Annotated in this window: 20 protein-coding genes; 17 read left to right on the forward strand and 3 right to left on the reverse strand. The window is 40.6% G+C overall.

Translation table 11 applies throughout. The features are described 5' to 3' along the window. The first annotated feature begins 201 nt into the window (after positions 1-201). From AB8525_RS02495 to tsf, 16 genes are all read left to right on the forward strand, one after another. Positions 202-963 carry a type I 3-dehydroquinate dehydratase gene (locus tag AB8525_RS02495; protein ID WP_369178386.1) on the forward strand — a complete coding sequence of 254 codons (762 nt, stop codon included), beginning with the start codon at positions 202-204 and terminating at the stop codon, positions 961-963. Between the two features lie 102 nt (positions 964-1,065). Then, positions 1,066-1,518 carry an acetyl-CoA carboxylase biotin carboxyl carrier protein gene (gene accB, locus AB8525_RS02500; RefSeq protein WP_369178388.1) on the forward strand — a complete coding sequence of 151 codons (453 nt, stop codon included), beginning with the start codon at positions 1,066-1,068 and terminating at the stop codon, positions 1,516-1,518. Next, entirely contained in the window at positions 1,518-2,873 is a 1,356-nt protein-coding gene (gene accC, locus AB8525_RS02505) for an acetyl-CoA carboxylase biotin carboxylase subunit (protein WP_369178390.1), read from the forward strand. Before accB ends, accC begins: the two co-directional genes overlap by 1 nt. Further along, positions 2,866-3,888 carry an N-acetyl-gamma-glutamyl-phosphate reductase gene (argC, locus tag AB8525_RS02510; protein ID WP_369178391.1) on the forward strand — a complete coding sequence of 341 codons (1,023 nt, stop codon included), beginning with the start codon at positions 2,866-2,868 and terminating at the stop codon, positions 3,886-3,888. The genes accC and argC overlap by 8 nt, the downstream gene beginning before the upstream one ends. 12 nt (positions 3,889-3,900) lie before the next feature. Then, positions 3,901-4,254, forward strand: a complete 354-nt coding sequence (gene erpA / locus AB8525_RS02515; protein WP_369178393.1) for an iron-sulfur cluster insertion protein ErpA — start codon at positions 3,901-3,903, stop codon at positions 4,252-4,254. A gap of 3 nt (positions 4,255-4,257) precedes the next feature. Continuing rightward, a complete protein-coding gene (locus AB8525_RS02520; protein ID WP_369178395.1) occupies positions 4,258-5,394 on the forward strand; it encodes a citrate synthase in 1,137 nt (378 codons plus the stop codon). Positions 5,395-5,396: 2 nt separating this feature from the next. Then, a complete protein-coding gene (gene ubiE / locus AB8525_RS02525) occupies positions 5,397-6,137 on the forward strand; it encodes a bifunctional demethylmenaquinone methyltransferase/2-methoxy-6-polyprenyl-1,4-benzoquinol methylase UbiE (protein ID WP_369178994.1) in 741 nt (246 codons plus the stop codon). Then, positions 6,137-6,613, forward strand: coding sequence for an SCP2 domain-containing protein (locus AB8525_RS02530; RefSeq protein ID WP_369178397.1), 477 nt, complete (start codon positions 6,137-6,139; stop codon positions 6,611-6,613). The genes ubiE and AB8525_RS02530 overlap by 1 nt, the downstream gene beginning before the upstream one ends. Positions 6,614-6,615: 2 nt before the next feature. Then, positions 6,616-8,217, forward strand: coding sequence for a 2-polyprenylphenol 6-hydroxylase (ubiB, locus tag AB8525_RS02535; RefSeq protein WP_369178398.1), 1,602 nt, complete (start codon positions 6,616-6,618; stop codon positions 8,215-8,217). A 137-nt stretch (positions 8,218-8,354) separates the two neighbouring features. Further along, on the forward strand, positions 8,355-9,029 hold the full coding sequence (locus tag AB8525_RS02540; RefSeq protein WP_369152375.1) for a 50S ribosomal protein L25/general stress protein Ctc: 675 nt from the start codon (positions 8,355-8,357) through the stop codon (positions 9,027-9,029). A gap of 14 nt (positions 9,030-9,043) precedes the next feature. Beyond that, complete coding sequence (gene pth / locus AB8525_RS02545; RefSeq protein WP_369152376.1) at positions 9,044-9,619, forward strand: aminoacyl-tRNA hydrolase; 576 nt, start codon at positions 9,044-9,046, stop codon at positions 9,617-9,619. Positions 9,620-9,622: 3 nt separating this feature from the next. Further along, positions 9,623-10,714 (forward strand): redox-regulated ATPase YchF, encoded by a 1,092-nt coding sequence (gene ychF / locus AB8525_RS02550; RefSeq protein ID WP_369152377.1) that lies wholly within the window; start codon positions 9,623-9,625, stop codon positions 10,712-10,714. 21 nt (positions 10,715-10,735) lie between these two features. Then, a complete protein-coding gene (gpmI, locus tag AB8525_RS02555) occupies positions 10,736-12,277 on the forward strand; it encodes a 2,3-bisphosphoglycerate-independent phosphoglycerate mutase (protein ID WP_369178400.1) in 1,542 nt (513 codons plus the stop codon). A gap of 9 nt (positions 12,278-12,286) precedes the next feature. Continuing rightward, positions 12,287-12,961 carry a ribulose-phosphate 3-epimerase gene (gene rpe / locus AB8525_RS02560; RefSeq protein WP_369152380.1) on the forward strand — a complete coding sequence of 225 codons (675 nt, stop codon included), beginning with the start codon at positions 12,287-12,289 and terminating at the stop codon, positions 12,959-12,961. A 241-nt stretch (positions 12,962-13,202) separates the two neighbouring features. Continuing rightward, positions 13,203-14,174, forward strand: a complete 972-nt coding sequence (rpsB, locus tag AB8525_RS02565; RefSeq protein ID WP_369152381.1) for a 30S ribosomal protein S2 — start codon at positions 13,203-13,205, stop codon at positions 14,172-14,174. Between the two features lie 27 nt (positions 14,175-14,201). Beyond that, on the forward strand, positions 14,202-15,086 hold the full coding sequence (gene tsf, locus AB8525_RS02570; protein ID WP_369178402.1) for a translation elongation factor Ts: 885 nt from the start codon (positions 14,202-14,204) through the stop codon (positions 15,084-15,086). A 67-nt stretch (positions 15,087-15,153) separates the two neighbouring features. Here tsf and AB8525_RS02575 read toward each other — a convergent pair whose 3' ends face one another. Together AB8525_RS02575 and AB8525_RS02580 are read right to left on the reverse strand one after the other, a co-directional pair. Next, on the reverse strand, positions 15,154-15,447 hold the full coding sequence (locus AB8525_RS02575) for a type II toxin-antitoxin system RelE/ParE family toxin (protein ID WP_369152384.1): 294 nt from the start codon (positions 15,445-15,447) through the stop codon (positions 15,154-15,156). Next, on the reverse strand, positions 15,447-15,689 hold the full coding sequence (locus AB8525_RS02580; RefSeq protein WP_369178403.1) for a type II toxin-antitoxin system prevent-host-death family antitoxin: 243 nt from the start codon (positions 15,687-15,689) through the stop codon (positions 15,447-15,449). The genes AB8525_RS02575 and AB8525_RS02580 overlap by 1 nt, the downstream gene beginning before the upstream one ends. 165 nt (positions 15,690-15,854) lie before the next feature. Here AB8525_RS02580 and AB8525_RS02585 point away from each other — a divergent pair, with 165 nt between their 5' ends. After that, positions 15,855-16,364 (forward strand): hypothetical protein, encoded by a 510-nt coding sequence (locus tag AB8525_RS02585; RefSeq protein WP_369178405.1) that lies wholly within the window; start codon positions 15,855-15,857, stop codon positions 16,362-16,364. Between the two features lie 21 nt (positions 16,365-16,385). On the opposite strand, the gene gltB is transcribed toward AB8525_RS02585, so the two are convergent. Beyond that, positions 16,386-20,885 (reverse strand): glutamate synthase large subunit, encoded by a 4,500-nt coding sequence (gene gltB, locus AB8525_RS02590; RefSeq protein ID WP_369178407.1) that lies wholly within the window; start codon positions 20,883-20,885, stop codon positions 16,386-16,388. Positions 20,886-21,029 lie beyond the last annotated feature (144 nt).

The raw sequence follows: 21,029 nt of genomic DNA on the forward strand, positions 1-21,029 counted from the left end.
AACGCTTCTGTATCGGTACAAACGGTAGAGGGTTATTTTAGTCAAGAGGAGACATCACTCAGAGATACAGAATATGAACAATATCACGAAGCGTGATATTTTTTTCAGTGAACGAAAATGAAAGACCAAGTTTTATAGCACTCAATTCTCATACATTACTATATAGAGAAACCCTTTCGGCAAATGGATTAAACTAAAAAAATGATTAAACTAAAAAACAATACTTTAGGCAATGGGATGCCAGCAATCGCTGTTTCATTTAGTAATAATTGCAGTGTGGAAGAAATAAAGGCGTTAAAGAAGCAAGGGTTGGATATTGCTGAAATTAGAGTAGATTTATTCACAGGTAAAATATTTGCTAAAAATATCATCGAAGAATTGCAAAAATTTGGTGACCTTGATGTGCCGACTATATTAACTTTTAGACCTAAGAGAGAAGGCGGAAATTGGGGAGGTAGCGATGCGGAAAGAGTGGTTATTATTGCTGAATGTTACCAATATGCAGATATTGTTGATATTGAGACTTCTTCGATACATTCATTGGATTGTTCGGAAAAGTTTTGTCAACTTGCCAATGCAATTCTGAAATCTGAAACGCAATTATTATTGTCGTATCATAATTTTGAAAAAACCCCCTCTTTGGTGGCTATTAATCACGAAATTGAATCGGCTGAGGTATTATTATCGGCAAAAGCTGATATTGTCAAGGTTGCTTGTCAGGTGGATTCTAATGCGGACAGGGTGGTTTTGACGGAAATGCTGTTGCACAGTGGGGATAAAAATTTAGTGGTGATTGGGATGGGGGGATGGGGTTTAATCACCCGATTGTCTTTTGCGACTTATGGCTCGTTATTCACTTTTGCGTATGTGGGGAATACCATTACCGCACCAGGACAGTTGCATATTGATGCGACTGTGGCGTATCTTGAGGATTTCTATCCGGCTTATACCGCTAGAAAATAAATTCTTTCAGTAGGTAAAATGCGTGTAAATATGCTTAACTTCGGTTATATTGGTGGTAAAATTACGAGCATTTAATTATGAACTAAAAACAGAGGGGTAAAAATGGACATTCGTAAAGTAAAAAAACTGATGGAATTGCTGGAAGAGTCTGGCATGGCAGAAATCGAAATTGTAGAAGGGAAAGAATCGGTTCGCATTGCTCGTTATAGTCATTCACCGCAGGCAGTGGCTGCTCCTGTGCAAATGGCAGCTCCTACTGTTGTTGCTGCCCCTGTTGCGGTTGCCACTCCTGCCGAAGCAGCTGCCCCTGTGGCAGTGGATGGACATCCCATTACTTCACCGATGGTGGGCACTTATTACGGTGCAGCGTCGCCGACTTCTGATGCGTTTGTAACGGTGGGGCAGCATGTCAATCAAGGTGATACTATTTGTATCGTTGAGGCAATGAAAATTATGAACCAAATTGAAGCAGACCAATCAGGCACAGTAACGGAAATATTGTGTAATGATGGTGATGCGATTGAGTTTGGACAAACCTTGGTTGTAATAAAATAATGAATAAAATTAATAAAGTTTTAATCGCTAATCGTGGCGAAATTGCCTTGCGTATTTTGCGTGCTTGTAAAGAACTCGGTATCAAAACTGTGGCTGTATATTCAACAGCAGATAAGGATTTGAAACATGTGCGTTTGGCAGATGAAGCCGTTTGTATTGGTCCACCGCCTTCAACAGACAGTTATTTGAATATCCCCGCTTTAATTGCAGCGGCAGAAGTAACGCATTCAGATGCCATCCACCCAGGATACGGCTTTTTGTCTGAAAATGCAGATTTTGCACAGCGTGTTGAAGAAAGTGGCTTTATCTTTATCGGCCCTCGTGCAAGCAATATTCGGGTGATGGGTGATAAAGTCGCAGCCATTGAGGCGATGCAAAAATCGGATGTGCCTTGTGTACCCGGCTCAGATGGCGGATTAGGCACTGACGATAAAACCAACATTGCCATCGCCAATAAAATTGGTTTTCCAATTATCATCAAAGCATCAGGTGGTGGTGGTGGACGGGGTATGCAAGTGGTGGAAAAAGAAGCGGATTTACTGGCCGCAATTGAACTTGCCAAGACTGAAGGGCTGAGTTTTTTTGGCAATGCAGAAGTTTATATGGAAAAATTCCTGACCACACCTCGTCATGTTGAAATTCAAATATTGGCAGACGAACACGGTAACGCCGTGCATTTGGGTGAACGAGATTGCTCAATGCAACGCCGTCATCAAAAAGTCGTAGAAGAAGCCCCAGCCCCAGGCGTTACCCCAGCATTACGGGATAAAATCGGTGCAGTTTGTGCTGACGCTTGCAAGGCAATTAACTATCGTGGCGCCGGTACTTTTGAATTTTTGTTTGAAAACGACGAATTTTATTTTATTGAAATGAACACCCGTGTGCAAGTTGAACACCCCGTTACCGAGATGATTACAGGCATTGACATTGTGCGTGAGCAAATTTTAATTGCCGATGGTCAGCCCCTGTCATTCACCCAAGATGAGGTGCAAATTAAAGGTTTTGCAGTTGAATGTCGCATCAACGCCGAAGACCCCAATAATTTTATGCCCTCCCCTGGAAAAATCACCCAATATCATGTCGCTGGCGGTTTAGGTGTGCGTGTCGATAGTCATATTTATAACGGCTATACCGTGCCACCACATTACGATTCAATGATTGGCAAACTCATTACTTTTGCCGACACCCGATTGGGGGCAATCATCAAAATGCAAAATGCCCTTGATGAAATGGTGATTGACGGTATTAAAACCAATATCCCGTTGCAAGCACGCATTATGGCGGATGAAACTTTCCGTCAAGGTGGGATGAATATTCATTATCTGGAAAAAATGTTGGGTGAATACTGTGATTAAAGTAGGTATTATTGGTGGTACTGGATACACAGGTTTGGAGCTTGTGCGTCTTTTGCACAATCATTCAGATGCAAAAATTACTCATCTGTGTTCACGGACAAATATCGGAAAACCCGTTATTGAAGAGTTTCCCAGTCTAATAGGCTATGTTGATTTTGACTTTATTGCGCCAGATGATGAGTCGCTGTTTGAATGTGATGTAATATTTTTTGCCACTCCACATGGCGTGGCAATGGAAAATACGGGTGCATTTATTGAGAAAGGCATTAAAGTTATTGATTTGGGTGCTGATTTCCGTATTAAAGACAGTGTTGAATGGAGTAAATGGTATGGCATGAAACATACACAAAGTGTTTTATTAGAGAATGCTGTCTATGGATTGCCTGAAGTTTATAAGTCACAAATTAAAAATGCCACTTTGGTTGCCAATCCTGGGTGTTATCCGACTGTCATCACGCTGGCACTTAAACCTTTGCTTGAAGCAAAGGTCATTGATACAAAACATATTATTGCTGATTGCAAGTCGGGGGTTAGTGGTGCAGGTAGAGGGGCTAATGTTGCCACGCTTTTTTGCGAGGTCAACGAATCTTTAAAACCTTATAATGTTAATCAACATCGCCATAAACCTGAAACCCAACAAGTGTTATCGGATATTGCAGGTGTGGAGGTAAATTTTGATTTTATACCGCATTTGATACCGATGACTCGAGGTATGCTTGCCAATATTTATGTGGATTTGACCAAGGATATTGATGTGCAAGAATTGTTTGAAAAGCGCTATCAAAATGACCCATTTATTCACATCTTGCCAAGTGGTATTTATCCAGAGACTAAATCAGTGAAAGGTACGAATAATTGCCATATCAGCGTACAAAAATCAGGCAACAGACTTATTATTATGGCAGTGATTGATAATGTTGTTAAAGGCGCATCGGGGCAAGCTGTGCAGAATATGAATATTATGTTTGGGCTAAATGAAGGTTTAGGCTTAGAGCAAATTGGTTTATTACCTTAAAGGAGAAAAATTATGCAAGCAGCACAAGTATTAGAAGAAGCAGATATTGTTTTTAGCGACAATGCCGCTAAAAAAGTATCCGACCTTATTCAGGAAGAAAAAAACAACGATTTGAAATTGCGTGTCTATATCACAGGTGGCGGTTGTTCGGGTTTTTCTTACGGCTTTACTTTTGACGATAAACAAAAAGAAGGTGACTCAGGCGTAGAAAAAAACGGCGTGCAATTAGTCGTTGACCCAATGAGTTACCAATATCTTATTGGCGCAACGGTTGATTATTTAGAAGACCTGCAAGGCTCTCGTTTTATTATTCATAATCCTAATGCTAAAACCACTTGTGGTTGCGGCTCATCTTTTTCGGTTTAAATTATGCTTGAATATATTCCAGGTTTAGCGGGTGTTCCAGCGACAGAGTCGGCAATTTCATCGATTGACGGCAAGAATGGCATCTTGGCATATCGTGGTTATTCAATTGAAGATTTGGTTAAAAACGCATCGTTTGAAGAAGTAGCAATGTTGCTTCGAGATGGCGAATTGCCGAGTGCTGGTGCCTTAGAGGATTTTAACAAAGTATTGCACCAGCGTTACGAAGTCAAACGCGATATTCGCCATATGATGTGGGCGCTACCAGCGAATGGACACCCGATGGATGTGTTACAAACGGCAATTGCGTCGATGGCAACTTTTTATCCTGATGCGGGTGCACAAGATCCGAATTCGGCCTATACACAAAGTGCATTGACCAAAATTATTGCCAATATGAGCACTTTAGTAGCAATGTGGGCGCGTATTTCTACAGGTTATGATCCGATTCAGCCGAACAATAAAATGTCGTACGCAAAGAACTTTTTATATATGTCATTTGGCGAAGAGCCAGATGATGACATCGTTAAATTGTTTGATGCTTGCTTGATTTTGCACGCTGAGCACACGATTAATGCCAGTACTTTTTCGGCAATGGTAACGGCTTCCACACTTGCCAATCCATTTGCATCAGTATCGGCAGCGGTGGGTACTTTGGCAGGTTCGTTGCACGGGGGTGCGAATGAAGATGTGTTGAATATGTTGGATGAGATTGGTGAAGTGACTAATGTGCGTCCTTATATTGAAAATCGTTTAAAAAATAAGCAGGTCATTTGGGGTATGGGGCATCGTGAATATAGCGTGAAGGACCCGCGTGCAACTATTTTGCAAAGTATGATTGAGGACTATGTTAAAAAGACTAATATGACACTCACCAAGCGTTTTGAAGTGGCAATGGAAGTGGAAAGGGTTTGTGAAGAACTGCTGGGTACAAAAGGTGTTTATCCAAATGTAGATTTTTATTCAGGCATTTTGTATACCGAGATTTTTAAAATTCCAAGAAAACATTTCACCCCAATTTTTGCGATGGCTCGCTCGAGTGGTTGGGTGGCACATTGGCATGAGCAAGTGGCGCATAACCGAATTTTCAGGCCGACACAGATTTACACAGGTGCAGATTTTAGACCCTACCCGCAAAAATAATGATGCATAAAACAACACATTTTGGTTTTACAGATGTTGCCACCGAAGACAAACAAGGTATGGTTCGTGGTGTTTTTGACTCGGTCGCTAATAAGTATGATTTGATGAATGATGTGCTGTCATTTGGTGCACATCGACTTTGGAAGCATTACACCATTGCCACTTCAAATGTCAAAGCGGGTGACAAAGTCTTAGATATTGCTGGCGGTACGGGAGATTTAGCGCGTGCTTTTAAGCAAAAAGTGGGTGATACAGGGCAGGTGGTGCTTTCTGATATTAATGCGGCTATGTTGAATGAGGGGCGTAAAAATTTAATTAATAAGGGTGTTTCGGGTGTGGATTTTGTGCAATTGAGTGGTGAGCAAATTCCGTTTGCCAATGACACTTTTGATTGCGTTTCAATTGCATTTGGTTTGCGTAATGTTACTGATAAAGACCAGTGTATCCGTGAGATGTATCGTGTTTTGAAGCCGGGGGGTTGTTTGTTAATTCTGGAATTTTCTAAAACTGATATTGCCTTATTGGAAAAATTCTACCATTTTTATTCGTTTAGTGTAATGCCACAATTGGGCAAAATTATTGCCGACGATGAAGCTTCTTATCAATATCTGGCAGAGTCCATCCGCAAGCACCCCGACCAAGAAACATTGAAAAAAATGGTACTGGATGCAGGTTTTGGTTTGTGTGAATATCATAACTTGTCGGGTGGCATCGTTGCCTTGCACAAAGGCATTAAAACTTAATGCAAGCTATTATTTTAGAGCGTGCGTTGAATTTTTTATTGGCAACGCACCCAATCGACATTCAGCCATTAGAGGGTAAAAAAGTGCATTTTTCTTTGCAAGATTTTCCCTTGGAAATGAATTTTATTTGCACCAATAATCGCATTTTTGTGACTACCGATGCGGCTATAAATACCGATGTTAACATTACATTGCAGTCCAGCGTGTTTTTAGCCTTGTTTCAGGGTGAGGACTTGACCGAATTGCTCAGACAAGACAAAATCGTTATCCATGGTGATGTGAAAACGGCACAGTTATTGGTGGATTTGTTGCAACAGGTGAATATTGATTTAGAAGAATTGCTGTCTAAATACACGGGCGATGTGGTGGCACATCAAGTGGGTAAATTGGCAAAAAAAATCAAATCATCAGACAATCCAATAGGGTCTATTAAAGACGGAATTACCCATTTTCTGATTGCCCCATCGAGACATTGATAATGCGTAATTTTCTGAGAGCATTTGAAATTTTCCGTGTGTTAACGCGTTATAAAATTGATGCGTTGATGCTATCAATGCCTTTTTTAAAACGCTTTAAACCCTTGTTGTATTTAACCCCGTGGCATTATATGCCAAGAAAAAAACGCAGTAGAGGCGAACGCATTCGTTTGGCACTTGAAGAATTGGGTCCGATTTTTATTAAATTTGGGCAAACCCTGTCCACCCGTCGTGATTTATTGCCAGAGGATATTGGTAACGAACTCGCTAAATTACAAGATGCTTGTCCTGCGTTTGATAGTGAGCAAGCGAAGGCTATGATTGAGCAATCGCTCGGTGGGCGTATTGATGAATTGTTTAAAATATTTGATACAAAACCCTTGGCGAGTGCGTCAATTGCACAGGTGCATACTGCCGTTACTCACGATGGCGATGAAGTGGTGGTTAAGGTGGTACGACCAGGTATTGAGGCGATTATTAAACGCGATATTGCATTAATGTATATTGTGGCAAAATTTGTGAGTCGTTATGCAATTAGTGAAAAAATTCGTCCAGTAGAGATTGTGACGGAGTTTGAAAGTATTATTTTGCTTGAGTTGGATATGTTGATTGAAGCCGATAATGCGAAAAAATTGCGTGCTAATTTTTCGGGTTCAGATTTACTTTATGTGCCCAAAGTGCATTGGGCGTTATGTACGCAAGAAGTACTGACCACCGAACGCATTTACGGCACGCCTGTGGGCGATATTGAAAAACTCAAAGCCGATGGCGTTAATCTCAAAAAATTGGCAGAAGACGGTGTGATTATTTTCTTTACCCAAGCTTTTAAACACAATTTTTTCCACGCTGATATGCATCCGGGTAATATTTTTGTGGGTAAAAATGACAATTATATTGGGGTTGATTTTGGCATTATGGGTGTGCTGGACGAATCTGATAAGGATTTTTTGGTGGCGATGTTATTGGCATTTTTTAATCAAGATTATCGTGGTGTGGCACAGGCTTATGTAGATGCAGGTTGGACAGGTGAGATAGATGTGCAGGCTTTTGAACGAGCGATTGGGCGGATTTGTGCACCGATGTTTGAAAAATCTTTGGATGAAATTTCATTTGGGCAAGTGCTGATGGATTTGATGGCTGAAGCAAAAAACTTTGATATTACCGTGCAACCGCAATTATTATTATTGGATAAAACCCTGTTAAACATTGAAGGATTGGGCAGGCAACTTTACCCAAAACTTGATTTGTGGGCAACCGCAAAACCCTTTTTAGAAGACTTGGTAAAAGAGAAATATAGCATGAAAAAAACCTTTGAAAAATTACAAGAAAAAGCACCCAAATTATTGAAAGAAATCCCTGAATTGCCAGGATTGTTATTTAATGCGTTGAAAAAAATAGAGAGAATGAAGGATATTAACGGGCTTTATGATAAGCAAACGAAAACGATTGTTGGGCAATTAAAAGACAATGTCAATCGGCAAACTTCGGCTATTTTTGCGGGGGCTTTGGTGATTCTTGCGGGTATTTTAGCGGTCAATACTTCGTGGGTTGGTAGTGGTATCTCTGCTGTGGTTGCCTTAGTGTTTTGGGTTAAAGCCAGATAGCATTCTTTTGCCCTGTATTTTCGGGTAAAATTGCCTGCTTGATGTGTTTGGTCGCAAAACATATCATTATGACAACATCCACACAAGGGTGTTTTTTTATTATCTCTAATCAAATTTTAGAGGCCAAGGAGAAAAAAATGAGTATTACAATTAACGCTACAACACGCAAAGACCAGGGGAAAGGTGCGAGCCGCCGCCTGCGTCACAACGAAGAAGTTCCTGCCATTATTTATGGTGCGGGGAAAGAGCCAGCAATGGTTACATTAAACATTCACGAAATAACACATCTTTTAGAGAATGAAGAAGTTTATACATCGGTATTGGATTTGTCAGTTGATAAAAAAATAGAATCCGTTATTATTAAAGACTTGCAACGCCATCCAGCGAAAAATTTGGTTACCCATGTAGACTTCTTGCGTGTTGATATGAACAAGGAAATCGTGACAAACATTCCATTGCACTTTATTGGCGAAGATGACAATGATGCAATGCGTCTTGGTGCAATTCTTAATCAATTCGTTACTGCGATTGAAGTATCTTGCTTACCGGCAAACTTACCGAACTCTGTTGAAGTTGATATCAGTAAACTTGAAATGGGCGAACACATCAGCTTGACAGGCATTACTATGCCAGAAGGTGTTATCATTACCGCACTAACACACGGCGATATTGAAGCACATGACCAAAATGTGGTTGCTGTTCAAGAGCCGAAGCTGATGACTGAAGAAGTTGTTGTTGAAGGCGAAGAAGGTACTGAAGACGATACAACTGAAAGCAGTGATGACAAAGGTGAAGGCGATTCAGGTTCTTAATTTGGTAAATCACGGTGACGATTAAACTGATTGTTGGCTTGGGAAACTTGGGCAAGGACTATCAGACATATCGCCACAATGCGGGTTTTTGGTTCTGTGATGTGCTTGCACATTTATATACAGGATCTTTTAAGAAAGAATCTAAGTTCTTTGGCAAGGTAGCACAAGTCAATATCGCTGGAGCAACGATTCGATTATTAAAGCCGAGTACTTATATGAACGCCTCTGGGCAGTCCATTCAAAGTCTAGCTAAATTCTATCAAATAACGGCGGATGAAATTTTGCTCGTGCATGATGAATTAGATTTAGACCCTGGCATTGCTAGACTTAAATTTGGCGGCGGGCATGGCGGGCATAATGGACTTCGTGATACAATTAAAGCATTAGGCAGTAAAGATTTTTATCGATTGAGAATTGGCATCGGTCATCCGGGTGATAAATCTCAAGTAGCAGATTTTGTGTTGCATTCGCCAAGTAAAGTAGAGATAGCATCTATTCAAAATGCGATGACTGATGCGTTACAAGTGATTGAAAAAATTGTACAAGGCGAAACTGAATCTGCGATGCAAACACTACATACACAGGAGTAAAAGATGGGATTTAAATGCGGAATCGTCGGCTTACCGAATGTCGGCAAATCAACTTTATTTAATGCGTTGACTCAGGCAGAAATTGAAGCGGCGAATTATCCATTTTGCACTATTGAACCGAATGTTGGCATTGTGCCGATGAATGATAAACGCCTAGAGCAACTGGCTGTAATCGTTAATCCACAAAAAATATTGCCGACCACGATGGAGTTTGTGGATATTGCTGGTTTGGTTGAGGGGGCATCAAAAGGGGAAGGCTTGGGCAATCAATTCCTCACCAATATTCGTGAAACTGATGCGATTGTACATGTTGTTCGTGCCTTTGATAATGACGATATTATCCATGTAGCTGGTAAAATTTCCCCACTTGATGACATTGAAATTATCAATACAGAATTGGTATTAGCAGATTTAACCGCAGTTGAAAAGTTGCTTGAAAAAGCCATTAAAAACACCAAATCTGGGCAAAAAGACGGTATCCCATTGAGAGCATTATTGGAAAAAATCTTACCTGTGCTTGAAAATGGCGACAGTGTCCGAACTTTGGATTTTGATGAGGAAGAAATCAAATTATTGAAAGGTTTTCAGTTATTGACGATTAAGCCAGTATTGTATGTTGCCAATGTTAGCGAAGATGGAATGAGTGATAACCCGTACTTAACTGATATTCAAAAATTTGCTGATACTGAAGGTGCACAAGTGGTTGCCATTTGTGCCGATGTCGAAGCAGAAATTGCAGAATTAGATGCCGAAGAAAAACAAGAGTTTTTGGCTGAAATGGGGCAACAAGAATCGGGTTTAGACCGCTTGATTAAAGCAGGTTATAAACTACTGGGTTTACAAACTTACTTTACCGCAGGTGTACAAGAAGTGCGTGCTTGGACTATCAGTATCGGCGATAGTGCGCCACAAGCGGCAGGTAAAATTCACGGTGATTTCGAAAAAGGCTTTATCCGCGCTGAAACCATTGCATTTGATGATTTTATTGAATGCAAAGGGGAAAAAGGTGCAAAAGAAGCGGGTAAATTACGCTCAGAAGGCAAGGAATACATTATGCAAGACGGTGATGTTATTCACTTTTTATTTAATGTCTAAATTTGATATAATTCACACATAATGAACAGCAAAAAACAAACCAAAGTATTAATTATCTTAGATGGCTGGGGACACTCAGAAGTGATAGAAAATAACGCCATTGCCCAAGCGAAAACGCCTGTATGGGATAGGTTTAATGAGCAATATGCACATACTTTAATTAATACCAGTGGTGAGGAAGTGGGTTTACCAGGTAAGCAAATGGGTAACTCAGAGGTGGGGCATCTCAATCTCGGTGCTGGGCGGATTGTGAAACAGGATTTTACGCGTATTAGTAACGACATTAAAAATGGTGATTTTTTTAGAAACCCAATTTTAAAAAATTCGCTAGAATATGCCAATGATAACAGCAAAGCCGTTCATATTATGGGTTTGTTGTCCGATGGTGGTGTGCATTCTCACGAAGACCAAATGCACGCAATGTTGGTAATGGCAAAAGAATATGACTGTCAAGAGGTTTATTTACATATCTTTGCTGATGGCAGGGATTGTGCGCAAAAAAGTGCCAAACAATATATTCAAAAATTAGAAGACAAAATTACTGAAATAGGTGTGGGTGAGATTGTCAGTGTTATCGGGCGTTATTTCTCTTTGGACAGGGACAATCGTTGGTCACGCGTGCGTTGTGCTTACGAACTCATTGCTAGAGGCAAGGGTGAATTTTTGGCACAAAATGCTATCGAAGCGATTGAAATGGCTTATGAGCGAGGTGAAACAGATGAATTTATCCAGTCCACCGTGATCAAAGCACCAGTAAAAATCAAAAAAGGTGATGTATTGATTTTTATGAATTACCGTGCCGACCGTGCTAGGCAGATTACTCAAGCCTTTACCGATGAAAATTTTCAAGGATTTTCCCGTGGCACTTTTACCCCAACGCAATTTATTTGTTTGACAGAATACAAAAAAGACTTTAATTTGCCCGTGGCTTACCCCAGTGCAAAACTCAATAATGTTTTGGGTAAATACCTATCTAATTTAGGTATGACGCAACTTAGAATTGCCGAAACGGAAAAATATGCCCATGTTACTTTTTTCTTAAATGGGGGTATTGAACGCCCATTTTATGGCGAAGACCGTGTGCTTATCCCATCGCCGGATGTAGCAACTTACGATTTAAAGCCAGAAATGAGCGCCTTTGAACTCACCGATGAGTTGGCTGAAAATATTGAGAGCCAAAAATATGATTTAATCATCTGCAACTTTGCTAATACCGATATGGTCGGGCATTCTGGAAAATTAGATGCAGCGATTAAAGCAGTTGAAGCGGTGGATAAATGTTTGGGTATTGTTTATCAATCGTTGCGTTCTATTGATGGTGAAATGTTGATTACTGCTGACCACGGCAATGCTGAGAAAATGGTCAACCCTAAAACAGGCGAAGTGCATACTGCACATACCAACAATCCCGTGCCACTTATATTTGTGAGTCAGCGAAAGGCAGAAGTTGTCGAACCTAACACAGGGGCATTATCTGATATTGCCCCAACGCTATTGCTGATGATGGATGTTGAAAAACCCGAAGAAATGACAGGAACGCCTTTAATAACTTTTACAAAATAGGAGAAAGAAATGAAACAATCTAATTTTATTGCACCATCAATTTTGGCTGCAGACTTTGCCAAACTGGGCGAAGAAGTGGACAATGTTTTGCGTGATGGTGCAGATATTGTGCATTTTGATGTAATGGATAACCACTATGTACCCAATTTAACCATTGGTCCATTGGTGTGTGAAGCACTCAGAAACCACGGCGTTACCGCACCGATTGATGTGCATTTAATGGTTAAGCCAGTCGATAGAATTATTCCTGATTTTGTGTCTGCAGGGGCTTCTTACATCACTTTTCACCCAGAAGCGTCTGAGCATATTGACAGAACACTTAGCATGATTAAAGAAAGTGGCTGTAAAGCAGGCTTGGTGTTTAATCCAGCGACACCACTCAATGTGTTAGAAAATGTGATGGACAAGTTAGATATGATTTTATTGATGTCTGTTAACCCTGGTTTCGGTGGTCAGTCTTTCATTCCACATACCTTGGAAAAATGTCGTCAAGTGCGACAATTGATTGATGCGAGTGGTAAAGACATTCGTTTAGAGATTGATGGTGGTGTCAAAATTGACAATATTCGTGCAGTCGCAGCAGCGGGTGCCGATACATTTGTAGCAGGTTCTGCTATTTTTAGCACTGATGATTATAAGACGACTATCGACGCAATGCGCGCAGAATTAGCTTTAGCGAAGTAGTTGTTATTTCCTGCTTGCCGTTCAGGCAGCAAGCAGGTATAATTATGCCTTTATAATTTTTAGTGTTTTAGAACAGAAAAAATTACAAGTTGAATTGGGTGTCCAGTGGACACCCAATTTATTTTTAATGTATCACACAACTTGGCATATTAGTCAGGGTGCTCTTTGAAAAGAAGAGTTGGCTAGTAGAAGTTGTGGAAGGAAGGGAAATGTTTCCCTTCGTAACCCCTGGAGAAATAGTATGGCAAAAGCAACCATGAAAAAAATGTTAGAAGCCGGTGTTCATTTTGGTCACCGTAGTAGATTTTGGCACCCAAAAATGGAGCGCTATATTTACGGCACTCGTAACGGTGTTCATATCATCAATTTAGAAAAATCACTACCAATGTTCAATGATGTGCTTAATTTTGCATCAAAAACAGCAGCACAAGGCGGTTCAATCTTGTTTGTCGGCACCAAGCGTGCAGCAAGCGACACCATGAAAGAAGAAGCAATTCGTTGTGGTATGCCATATGTTAATCACCGTTGGTTAGGCGGTATGATGACAAACTACAAAACTATTAAAGCCTCAATCAAGCGTTTAAAAGACTTGGAATTTTTAGCGGAAGAAAACTTTACTCAATTCGGTAAAAAAGAAGCGCTAATGATGACACGCGAAATGGAAAAATTAGAACGAAGCCTAGGTGGCATTAAAGACTTAGGAGGCATTCCTGATGTCGTTTTTGTTATCGATATCGGTCACGAAAAAAACGCCATTAAAGAAGCGCAAAAATTAAGCCTGCCGGTTATCGGTATCGTGGATACAAACCACAATCCAGAAGGTATTGACTATGTGATTCCAGGCAACGACGACTCAATTAGAGCAATCGGTTTTTATGCAAGAGAAATTGCAAACGCAGTTTTAGAAGCAAAAGCAGCGGCACCAACGCAAAAGACAGAAAAGAAAGTAACCAAGAAAGTCGTTAAAGTTGCTGATTCCAAAGTAGCACCTACAAAAGAAACTAAAGCAGCACCTGCTAAAAAGCCAGCCGCTGAAAAAGCACCTGCCAAAGAGCCTGTTGTTGAAAAAGCAGAAGCCAAAACTGACAAATTAAGCAAAACAGCATTGACTGCAATGAAAAAAGCAGAATTAGCTAACTATGCTGACAAAGCAGGCGTCAAGGTGAATGCGAGCGACACTAAAAGTGCAATGATTGAAAAAATTCTTGCATAAAGAACAATGATAAATTAGGAGATTATTATGGCTATTACAGCATCAATGGTTAAAGAATTAAGAGAAAGAACAGCAGCCGGAATGATGGACTGCAAAAAGGCGTTGGCTGAAACCAATGGCGATATGGAAGCAGCAATTGACTTAATGCGTACCTCGGGGGCAGCGAAAGCCGCGAAAAAATCGGGTCGTATTGCAGCGGAAGGCTTGGTAAAAGTTAACACAACGGGTGACGGCAAAACAGCTACTATCTTAGAAGTAAACTCTGAGACAGACTTCGTAACCAAAGGTGATACTTTCATCGGTTTCGTTGATGCTTTAGGCGCATTAGCACTTAAAACTACCCCTGCTGATATTGACGCATTCTTAGCAGAAACGATGGAAAATGGCGACTCATTAGAGAAAGCGCGTGAAGACATCGTTTCAAGCACAGGCGAAAATGTAACAATCCGCCGTGTGAAGACAGTCACTGTAGGCGATAATGGCGTTATCGGAGTATATAAGCACGGCGAACGCATTGCAGTATTGACAGTATTAGAAGGCGGTGATGAAGATTTGGCAAAAGATATCGCCATGCACATTGCGGCTTCTAAGCCAGAGTGTGTTTCTGAAGATGAATTATCTGCAGATATTCTTGAAAGAGAAAAAGCGATTTTCGTAGAACAAGCCAGAGAATCTGGCAAGCCAGACAACATCATTGAAAAAATGATTGGCGGTCGTATGAAGAAATTCATCAACGAAGTTACCCTTGAAGGTCAAGCATTCGTTAAGGACCCAGACACAACCGTAGCTGCATTACTTAAATCAAATAATGCAACCATCAAGTCATTCATTCGTTTCGAAGTCGGTGAAGGCATCGAAAAGAAAGAGGAGAACTTTGCAGATGAAGTAATGGCACAGGTAAAGGGAGGGTAAACAAACCTCTGTCTTCTCACAAAAAGGCGCTTTAAGTGCCTTTTTTATTGGGTGGCATTACCAAGCTTTATAAGTTTAAAAAGTCAGAGTTTTTCACTAAATGTTTAAAAGTTTTGTAAACCGTCTCTCTTTTTTCAATGATAGCAACAATTAATATACCGTCAATTGTAGTATGTATAAGGCGAAATTTCCCAATGCGAATTTTGAAAAAACTAGAATATCCTTGTAATACTTCCCCAGTGATATTGCCACTGTTTAATGAAAGTAAAACCGATTTGATATTTTTTGCGGTATTTTTATCGGATTTATTGAGTTTCTTAAGTTGCCCTAAAGCCTGCTTAGTCAGCCTAAGATTTTCCATTAGCCAATATCATTGAGTAGATTATCAACCTCATATTTGGACGCTAAACCTTCGTTAATAGCAAGTTGTGCCGCTTTTCCATACAAAATATCTTCAAGTTTTGTCAACTCTTGGTATCTTTTGGAGGATAAGATAACAGCGATATTTTTATTTTTTTTGGATATGGTTACAGGTACTTGTTCAGCATTGGTGATAACAGCGCTAAAATCTTGTCTTGCTTGTGTTGATGTCATAGTTTTCATTGCAAATCTCATTATAACTAATATGTACATAATATAACATATTTTGTACATTTTTATTGATTATTGCAATAAATAATTACTATAAAATATATTATTTAGATAATTTTAGTATTTTTTTAGTAAATAAATACTATATAATAATAATTTTTATTAAGAGGGGTAATAATGAATAACATAAAATCTAAAGTAACAAGAGCACAAGAAATTTTAAAAAAAATTGCTTTTCAGGCTGCTCAAAAAGAATCAACAGAAGAAATTTACTCAATGGCACTTGATGGGTTTGCTATTCTAGCAAATATTGAAAAAATTTCAACGACAGAAAATGTAAAAAAAGATGAACTAAGGCAAAATGAATTGAATGAAATAAAAAAAATAAGCAGAAAATTAAAGCTTTGGGCTAAACCAGAAAAACAAGAAAACATTAATTCTAAAATATTAAATGCTTTTTTAGAACTAAGAGAAAGTGGAAATTATTATATTACAAAAGGTGATATAGAAAAAAAACTATCCGATCCTAGTATTAATATTTATAATAATTTACAACAAATGATGAATATTGCAGAAAAAAATCATGGTAAGATTTTTGAACAAAAGACTGGATATATTGATATATGGTCACCAGTGAAAGAATTTGTAGATATATATGGAGATAAAGTTTTATCAATAGGTTACTAATAAATGCCTCTACTTTACAAATTACATATCTTCAAGTGCATGTTTGTATTCAGTAGGAATCACAAGGACAAAATCATTTAGTGCGTTTATCCAGTCATCCAAAATACGCTTAGCAATCTGTGAGCCCGTCAAGTCATAATGAGTTTGAATATAGTGTTTCAACTCTTTTTCACTGCTCTCATCAAACGGGTCTAAATCGACCATAGCACCTGCAGAGAGCATACTGTTAAAAGTGTTATTTGGGTTGTAAACAAAGGCGATGCCACCTGACATACCAGCGGCAAAGTTACGACCGACTTCGCCTAAAATAATGGCTTTTCCGCCAGTCATATATTCACAACCGTGGTCGCCGATACCTTCTACAACAGCGATTGCACCAGAATTACGCACACAGAAGCGTTCTGACACGATACCTGATAGATACATTTCACCGCCTGTTGCACCGTAGCCACAAACATTGCCAGCAATGATTTCGTCTTCGGCGTTGAATGAAGCATTTTTTGGCGGGTAAACGATTACTCGACCACCTGATAAGCCTTTGCCGACATAGTCATTGGCATCACCTTCTACTTCAAGAGTAATACCTTGAGCGAGGAATGCACCAAGAGATTGTCCAGCGGAGCCAGTGAAGTTGATGTGAATTGAACCATCATTTAGATTATTGCTACCACGGGTTTTAACCACATGGGAAGACAGCATTGCACCGACAGCACGGTCAATATTGGTAATTTTGGCACTCAATTTAACTTTATCATTGCCTGTGATTGCAGATTTTGCCTGTTCAATAAGCGTGTTGTCCAGTTGACACGCTAGTTGATGGTCTTGGGTTTTGGTTTGGTATGTGCCAGTATTATCGTGGGGTTTTTGTGCGGGGGTGAGTAGAGCATCAAGGTTGATAGAACTTTGCTTCCAGTGGTCGATGGCTCGGTTCATTTCCAGCATATCCACCCTGCCAATCATTTCATTGACGGTTTTAAAGCCCAATTCAGCCATAATAAGACGCAATTCTTGAGCAACCATAAATAGATAATTCACTACATATTCGGGTTTACCCGTAAATTTCTTACGCAATGCTTTGTCTTGCGTAGCAATACCGACTGGGCAGGTGTTAAGATGACATTTACGCATCATAATACAGCCCATAGTAATGAGAGGTGCAGTGGAAAAGCCAAATTCTTCAGCACCGAGTAGCACGCCAATAGCAACATCTCTTCCAGTTTTTAGTTGTCCATCCGTTTGAATAACGACACGAGAACGCAAATCATTCATCACCAGTGTTTGATGAGTTTCAGCCAAACCAAGTTCCCACGGCAGCCCAGCGTGCTTAATAGAAGTAAGCGGCGATGCACCCGTTCCACCATCATGACCAGCGATAACAATATGGTCAGATTTTGCCTTAGTTACACCAGCAGCAATCGTGCCAACGCCAATTTCAGCAACGAGTTTCACACTAATTCGTGCGGCTGGATTTGAGCGTTTGAGATCAAAGATAAGTTGCGATAAATCTTCAATAGAGTAAATATCGTGGTGCGGTGGTGGCGAGATTAAGCCCACACCCGGCGTTGAGTGTCTGATTTTAGCAATACCTTCGTCAACTTTTGCACCCGGTAATTCACCGCCTTCCCCAGGTTTTGCACCTTGTGAAACTTTAATTTGAATTTCATCAGCATTGTTGAGATAATCAATAGTCACCCCAAAACGACCAGAAGCCACTTGCTTAATCGCACTCCTACGAGAATCGCCATTCGCATCAGGCGTCCAACGCTTACTATCTTCACCCCCTTCACCCGTATTAGATTTACCACCTAAGCGATTCATAGCAATAGCTAACGATTCATGCGATTCAGCCGAAATAGAACCAAAACTCATTGCCCCCGTGGCAAAGCGTTTAACAATTTCTTGACAAGGTTCGACCTTGTCAATATCAATCGGATTGCCTTTTTTGAATGACATTAAGCCACGCAAAGTCGAGTTTCGTGTGCCTTCTTCATTGGCATGGTTGGCAAATTTCCAATACGCCGATTCGTCGTTATTACGAGATGCCAATTGTAAATTAGAAATTGCAATGGGATCCCACATATGTTTTTCCCCACCGCTACGCCAATGATATTGCCCTAAATTATCCAGTGTTTCGCTGTTGTAAGCATTTTGATGGCGGCTTTCAGTTTCATCTTGCAAGATGTCAAAGCCCACACCATCAATACGAGATGCAGTGCCAAAAAAGCATTTTTCCATCACTTCTTGCGCCAAACCCACAGCCTCAAAAATTTGTGCACCTTTATAAGATTCCAAAGTAGAAATACCCATTTTAGCCATCACTTTAAGCATCCCTTTACCAACCCCTTTACGGTAAGCAGCAACGATTTCCGCATCACTTTCTATCTCAATAATATCATCCCTACGCGCTTGCCATAACGCCTCAAAGGCCAAATAAGGGTTAATCGCATCCGCACCAAAACCCGTCATCAAACAAAAATGATGCACTTCTCTAGCCTCCCCCGTTTCAACAATAATACCCACCTGCGTGCGTTCAGACCTATCCACAAGATACCGATGCAAAGCACTGGATGCCAACAAACTGGAAATAGCAATTTGATTTTCACCCGCATTACGGTCTGACAAGACAATTAAACTATGCCCCGCTTTAATAGCCTGTGAACCTTGCTGGCAAATATCATCCAGCAAAGCACTGATTTTTTGACCCGAATCTTTAGCATAAGTAATATCAATCGTTTTTGCCGTCCACCCCAGATGATTACAATGCCGAAGTGCAGCCGTCTCCTCATTGGTTAAAATCGGATGCTCAATCACAAGACGATGTGCATTTTCAGCCACATCATTCAAAAGATTGCCCTCAGGGCCGATAGAACAACGCAACGACATCACAATCTCTTCACGAATAGAATCAATCGCAGGATTAGTAACCTGTGCAAACAATTGCTTAAAATAATCATAAATAATGCGTGATTGATTCGACAAACACGCCAAAGCCGAGTCATTACCCATCGAACCAACCGGATCACGCAATTCTGTCACCAATGGCAACAACATAAATTGCAAAGTTTCCGTACTATATCCAAACACCTTCAGCCGATGAATTAAGGTCTCAGGATAAAAACCATGCGCCTCTTCATCACAATGCAATTCTGACAAATGAATCTGCTGCTCATCCAACCACTGCTGATAAGGATTCTTCTTAGCAAAAGCCGCTTTAATACTCTCATCCTCTAACAACTCACCCTTATCAAAATCCACCAAAAACATCTTACCAGGACGCAACCTACCCTTAGTTTTAACATTATCAGTCGCCACATCAACCACACCCACTTCACTCGCCATAATCACCCGTTCATCATGGGTAATATAATAACGAGAAGGACGCAACCCATTCCGATCCAGTACAGCACCAATATAACGCCCATCAGTAAAAGCAATAGAAGCCGGCCCATCCCACGGCTCCATCACATTAGAAAAATACTCGTAAAACGCCTTTTTCTCATCACTCATATTCGCATCATTCTGCCAAGCCTCTGGTACCATCATCAACACCGCCTCTTGCAGCGTGCGACCGTTCATCATCAAAAATTCCAACACATTATCAAAACTCCCCGAATCAGAAACCTCCGTCTCAATCACAGGCAAAGTTTTGGCTAAATCATCACCTTTAAACAAATCACTCTCCAGCCCCCCTTCCCTAGCATGCATCCAATTAAAATTCCCCTGCCTCGTATTAATCTCCCCATTATGCGACATATAACGACACGGCTGCGCCCTATCCCAAGACGGAAAAGTATTAGTAGAAAAACGCGAATGCACCATCGCCAAGTAAGTCGAATACTCAGGATGCGACAAGTCAGTATAAAAATCCAACACCTGCGACCCCATCAACATCCCCTTATAAACAATCACACTAGCCGACAAACTACAAACATAAAACAACACCCCCTGAGACAAACTTTCATCCGTCCTAATCACATTCGAAGTATGCTTCCTAATCACAAACAATGCCCGCTCAAAAGCCACCGTATCAATCCCCTCAGCCTTAGCAACAATAAGTTGCTTAATCACAGGCTGCGACTCCCGAGCAATCCGACCCACATTCGCCTTATCCGCATCAATCGGCGTATCCCGCCATCCAATCAGCGTCTGCCCCTGCTCAGCCACCGCCTTTTCAACCAAATCCATACAATGAACCCGCTGCTCATCATCCTGCGGCAAAAACACATTCCCCACCGCATACCCCCCCTTCACAACCGTTACTTTAAAAAGAGATTCAATCTCACGAATAAAAAACCCCTGCGGAATATCCGTCAAAATCCCCGCACCATCCCCCGTATTCACCTCACAACCACACCCCCCACGATGATCCATCCTCGCCAACATCTCCAACGCATCCGCCGTAATACTATGCGACGAATCCCCCTTAATATGCGCAATAAAACCAACGCCACAATTCTCTTTCTCATTATTTGGATTATAAAGCCCGTGCGCTTTCGGTAAATGTAATAAAGGTGTTTTCATAGTTAAAGGTTAATCAAAAAAATGCCCTAATTATAATGTCAGACCCTTGCATAAATAGGAATAATCAACAAAATTCACCCCACCCCACCCAAATCGCCTTGGGTTCGGGCGATCATAAGGGTCGCCCCTACGATACATCCAAAA

The sequence above is a fragment of the Candidatus Thiodubiliella endoseptemdiera genome (assembly GCF_964212635.1).
Classification (GTDB): domain Bacteria; phylum Pseudomonadota; class Gammaproteobacteria; order PS1; family Pseudothioglobaceae; genus Thiodubiliella; species Thiodubiliella endoseptemdiera.

What these genes read in the sequence shown, in the direction of transcription:
- AB8525_RS02495 (WP_369178386.1), top strand. Translation starts at nt 202, where the DNA reads ATGATTAAACTAAAAAACAATACTTTAGGCAATGGGATGCCAGCAATC.
- accB (WP_369178388.1), top strand. Translation starts at nt 1,066, where the DNA reads ATGGACATTCGTAAAGTAAAAAAACTGATGGAATTGCTGGAAGAGTCT.
- accC (WP_369178390.1), top strand. Translation starts at nt 1,518, where the DNA reads ATGAATAAAATTAATAAAGTTTTAATCGCTAATCGTGGCGAAATTGCC.
- erpA (WP_369178393.1), top strand. Translation starts at nt 3,901, where the DNA reads ATGCAAGCAGCACAAGTATTAGAAGAAGCAGATATTGTTTTTAGCGAC.
- AB8525_RS02520 (WP_369178395.1), top strand. Translation starts at nt 4,258, where the DNA reads ATGCTTGAATATATTCCAGGTTTAGCGGGTGTTCCAGCGACAGAGTCG.
- ubiE (WP_369178994.1), top strand. Translation starts at nt 5,397, where the DNA reads ATGCATAAAACAACACATTTTGGTTTTACAGATGTTGCCACCGAAGAC.
- AB8525_RS02530 (WP_369178397.1), top strand. Translation starts at nt 6,137, where the DNA reads ATGCAAGCTATTATTTTAGAGCGTGCGTTGAATTTTTTATTGGCAACG.
- ubiB (WP_369178398.1), top strand. Translation starts at nt 6,616, where the DNA reads ATGCGTAATTTTCTGAGAGCATTTGAAATTTTCCGTGTGTTAACGCGT.
- AB8525_RS02540 (WP_369152375.1), top strand. Translation starts at nt 8,355, where the DNA reads ATGAGTATTACAATTAACGCTACAACACGCAAAGACCAGGGGAAAGGT.
- ychF (WP_369152377.1), top strand. Translation starts at nt 9,623, where the DNA reads ATGGGATTTAAATGCGGAATCGTCGGCTTACCGAATGTCGGCAAATCA.
- gpmI (WP_369178400.1), top strand. Translation starts at nt 10,736, where the DNA reads ATGAACAGCAAAAAACAAACCAAAGTATTAATTATCTTAGATGGCTGG.
- rpe (WP_369152380.1), top strand. Translation starts at nt 12,287, where the DNA reads ATGAAACAATCTAATTTTATTGCACCATCAATTTTGGCTGCAGACTTT.
- rpsB (WP_369152381.1), top strand. Translation starts at nt 13,203, where the DNA reads ATGGCAAAAGCAACCATGAAAAAAATGTTAGAAGCCGGTGTTCATTTT.
- tsf (WP_369178402.1), top strand. Translation starts at nt 14,202, where the DNA reads ATGGCTATTACAGCATCAATGGTTAAAGAATTAAGAGAAAGAACAGCA.
- AB8525_RS02575 (WP_369152384.1), bottom strand. Translation starts at nt 15,447, where the DNA reads ATGGAAAATCTTAGGCTGACTAAGCAGGCTTTAGGGCAACTTAAGAAA.
- AB8525_RS02580 (WP_369178403.1), bottom strand. Translation starts at nt 15,689, where the DNA reads ATGAAAACTATGACATCAACACAAGCAAGACAAGATTTTAGCGCTGTT.
- AB8525_RS02585 (WP_369178405.1), top strand. Translation starts at nt 15,855, where the DNA reads ATGAATAACATAAAATCTAAAGTAACAAGAGCACAAGAAATTTTAAAA.
- gltB (WP_369178407.1), bottom strand. Translation starts at nt 20,885, where the DNA reads ATGAAAACACCTTTATTACATTTACCGAAAGCGCACGGGCTTTATAAT.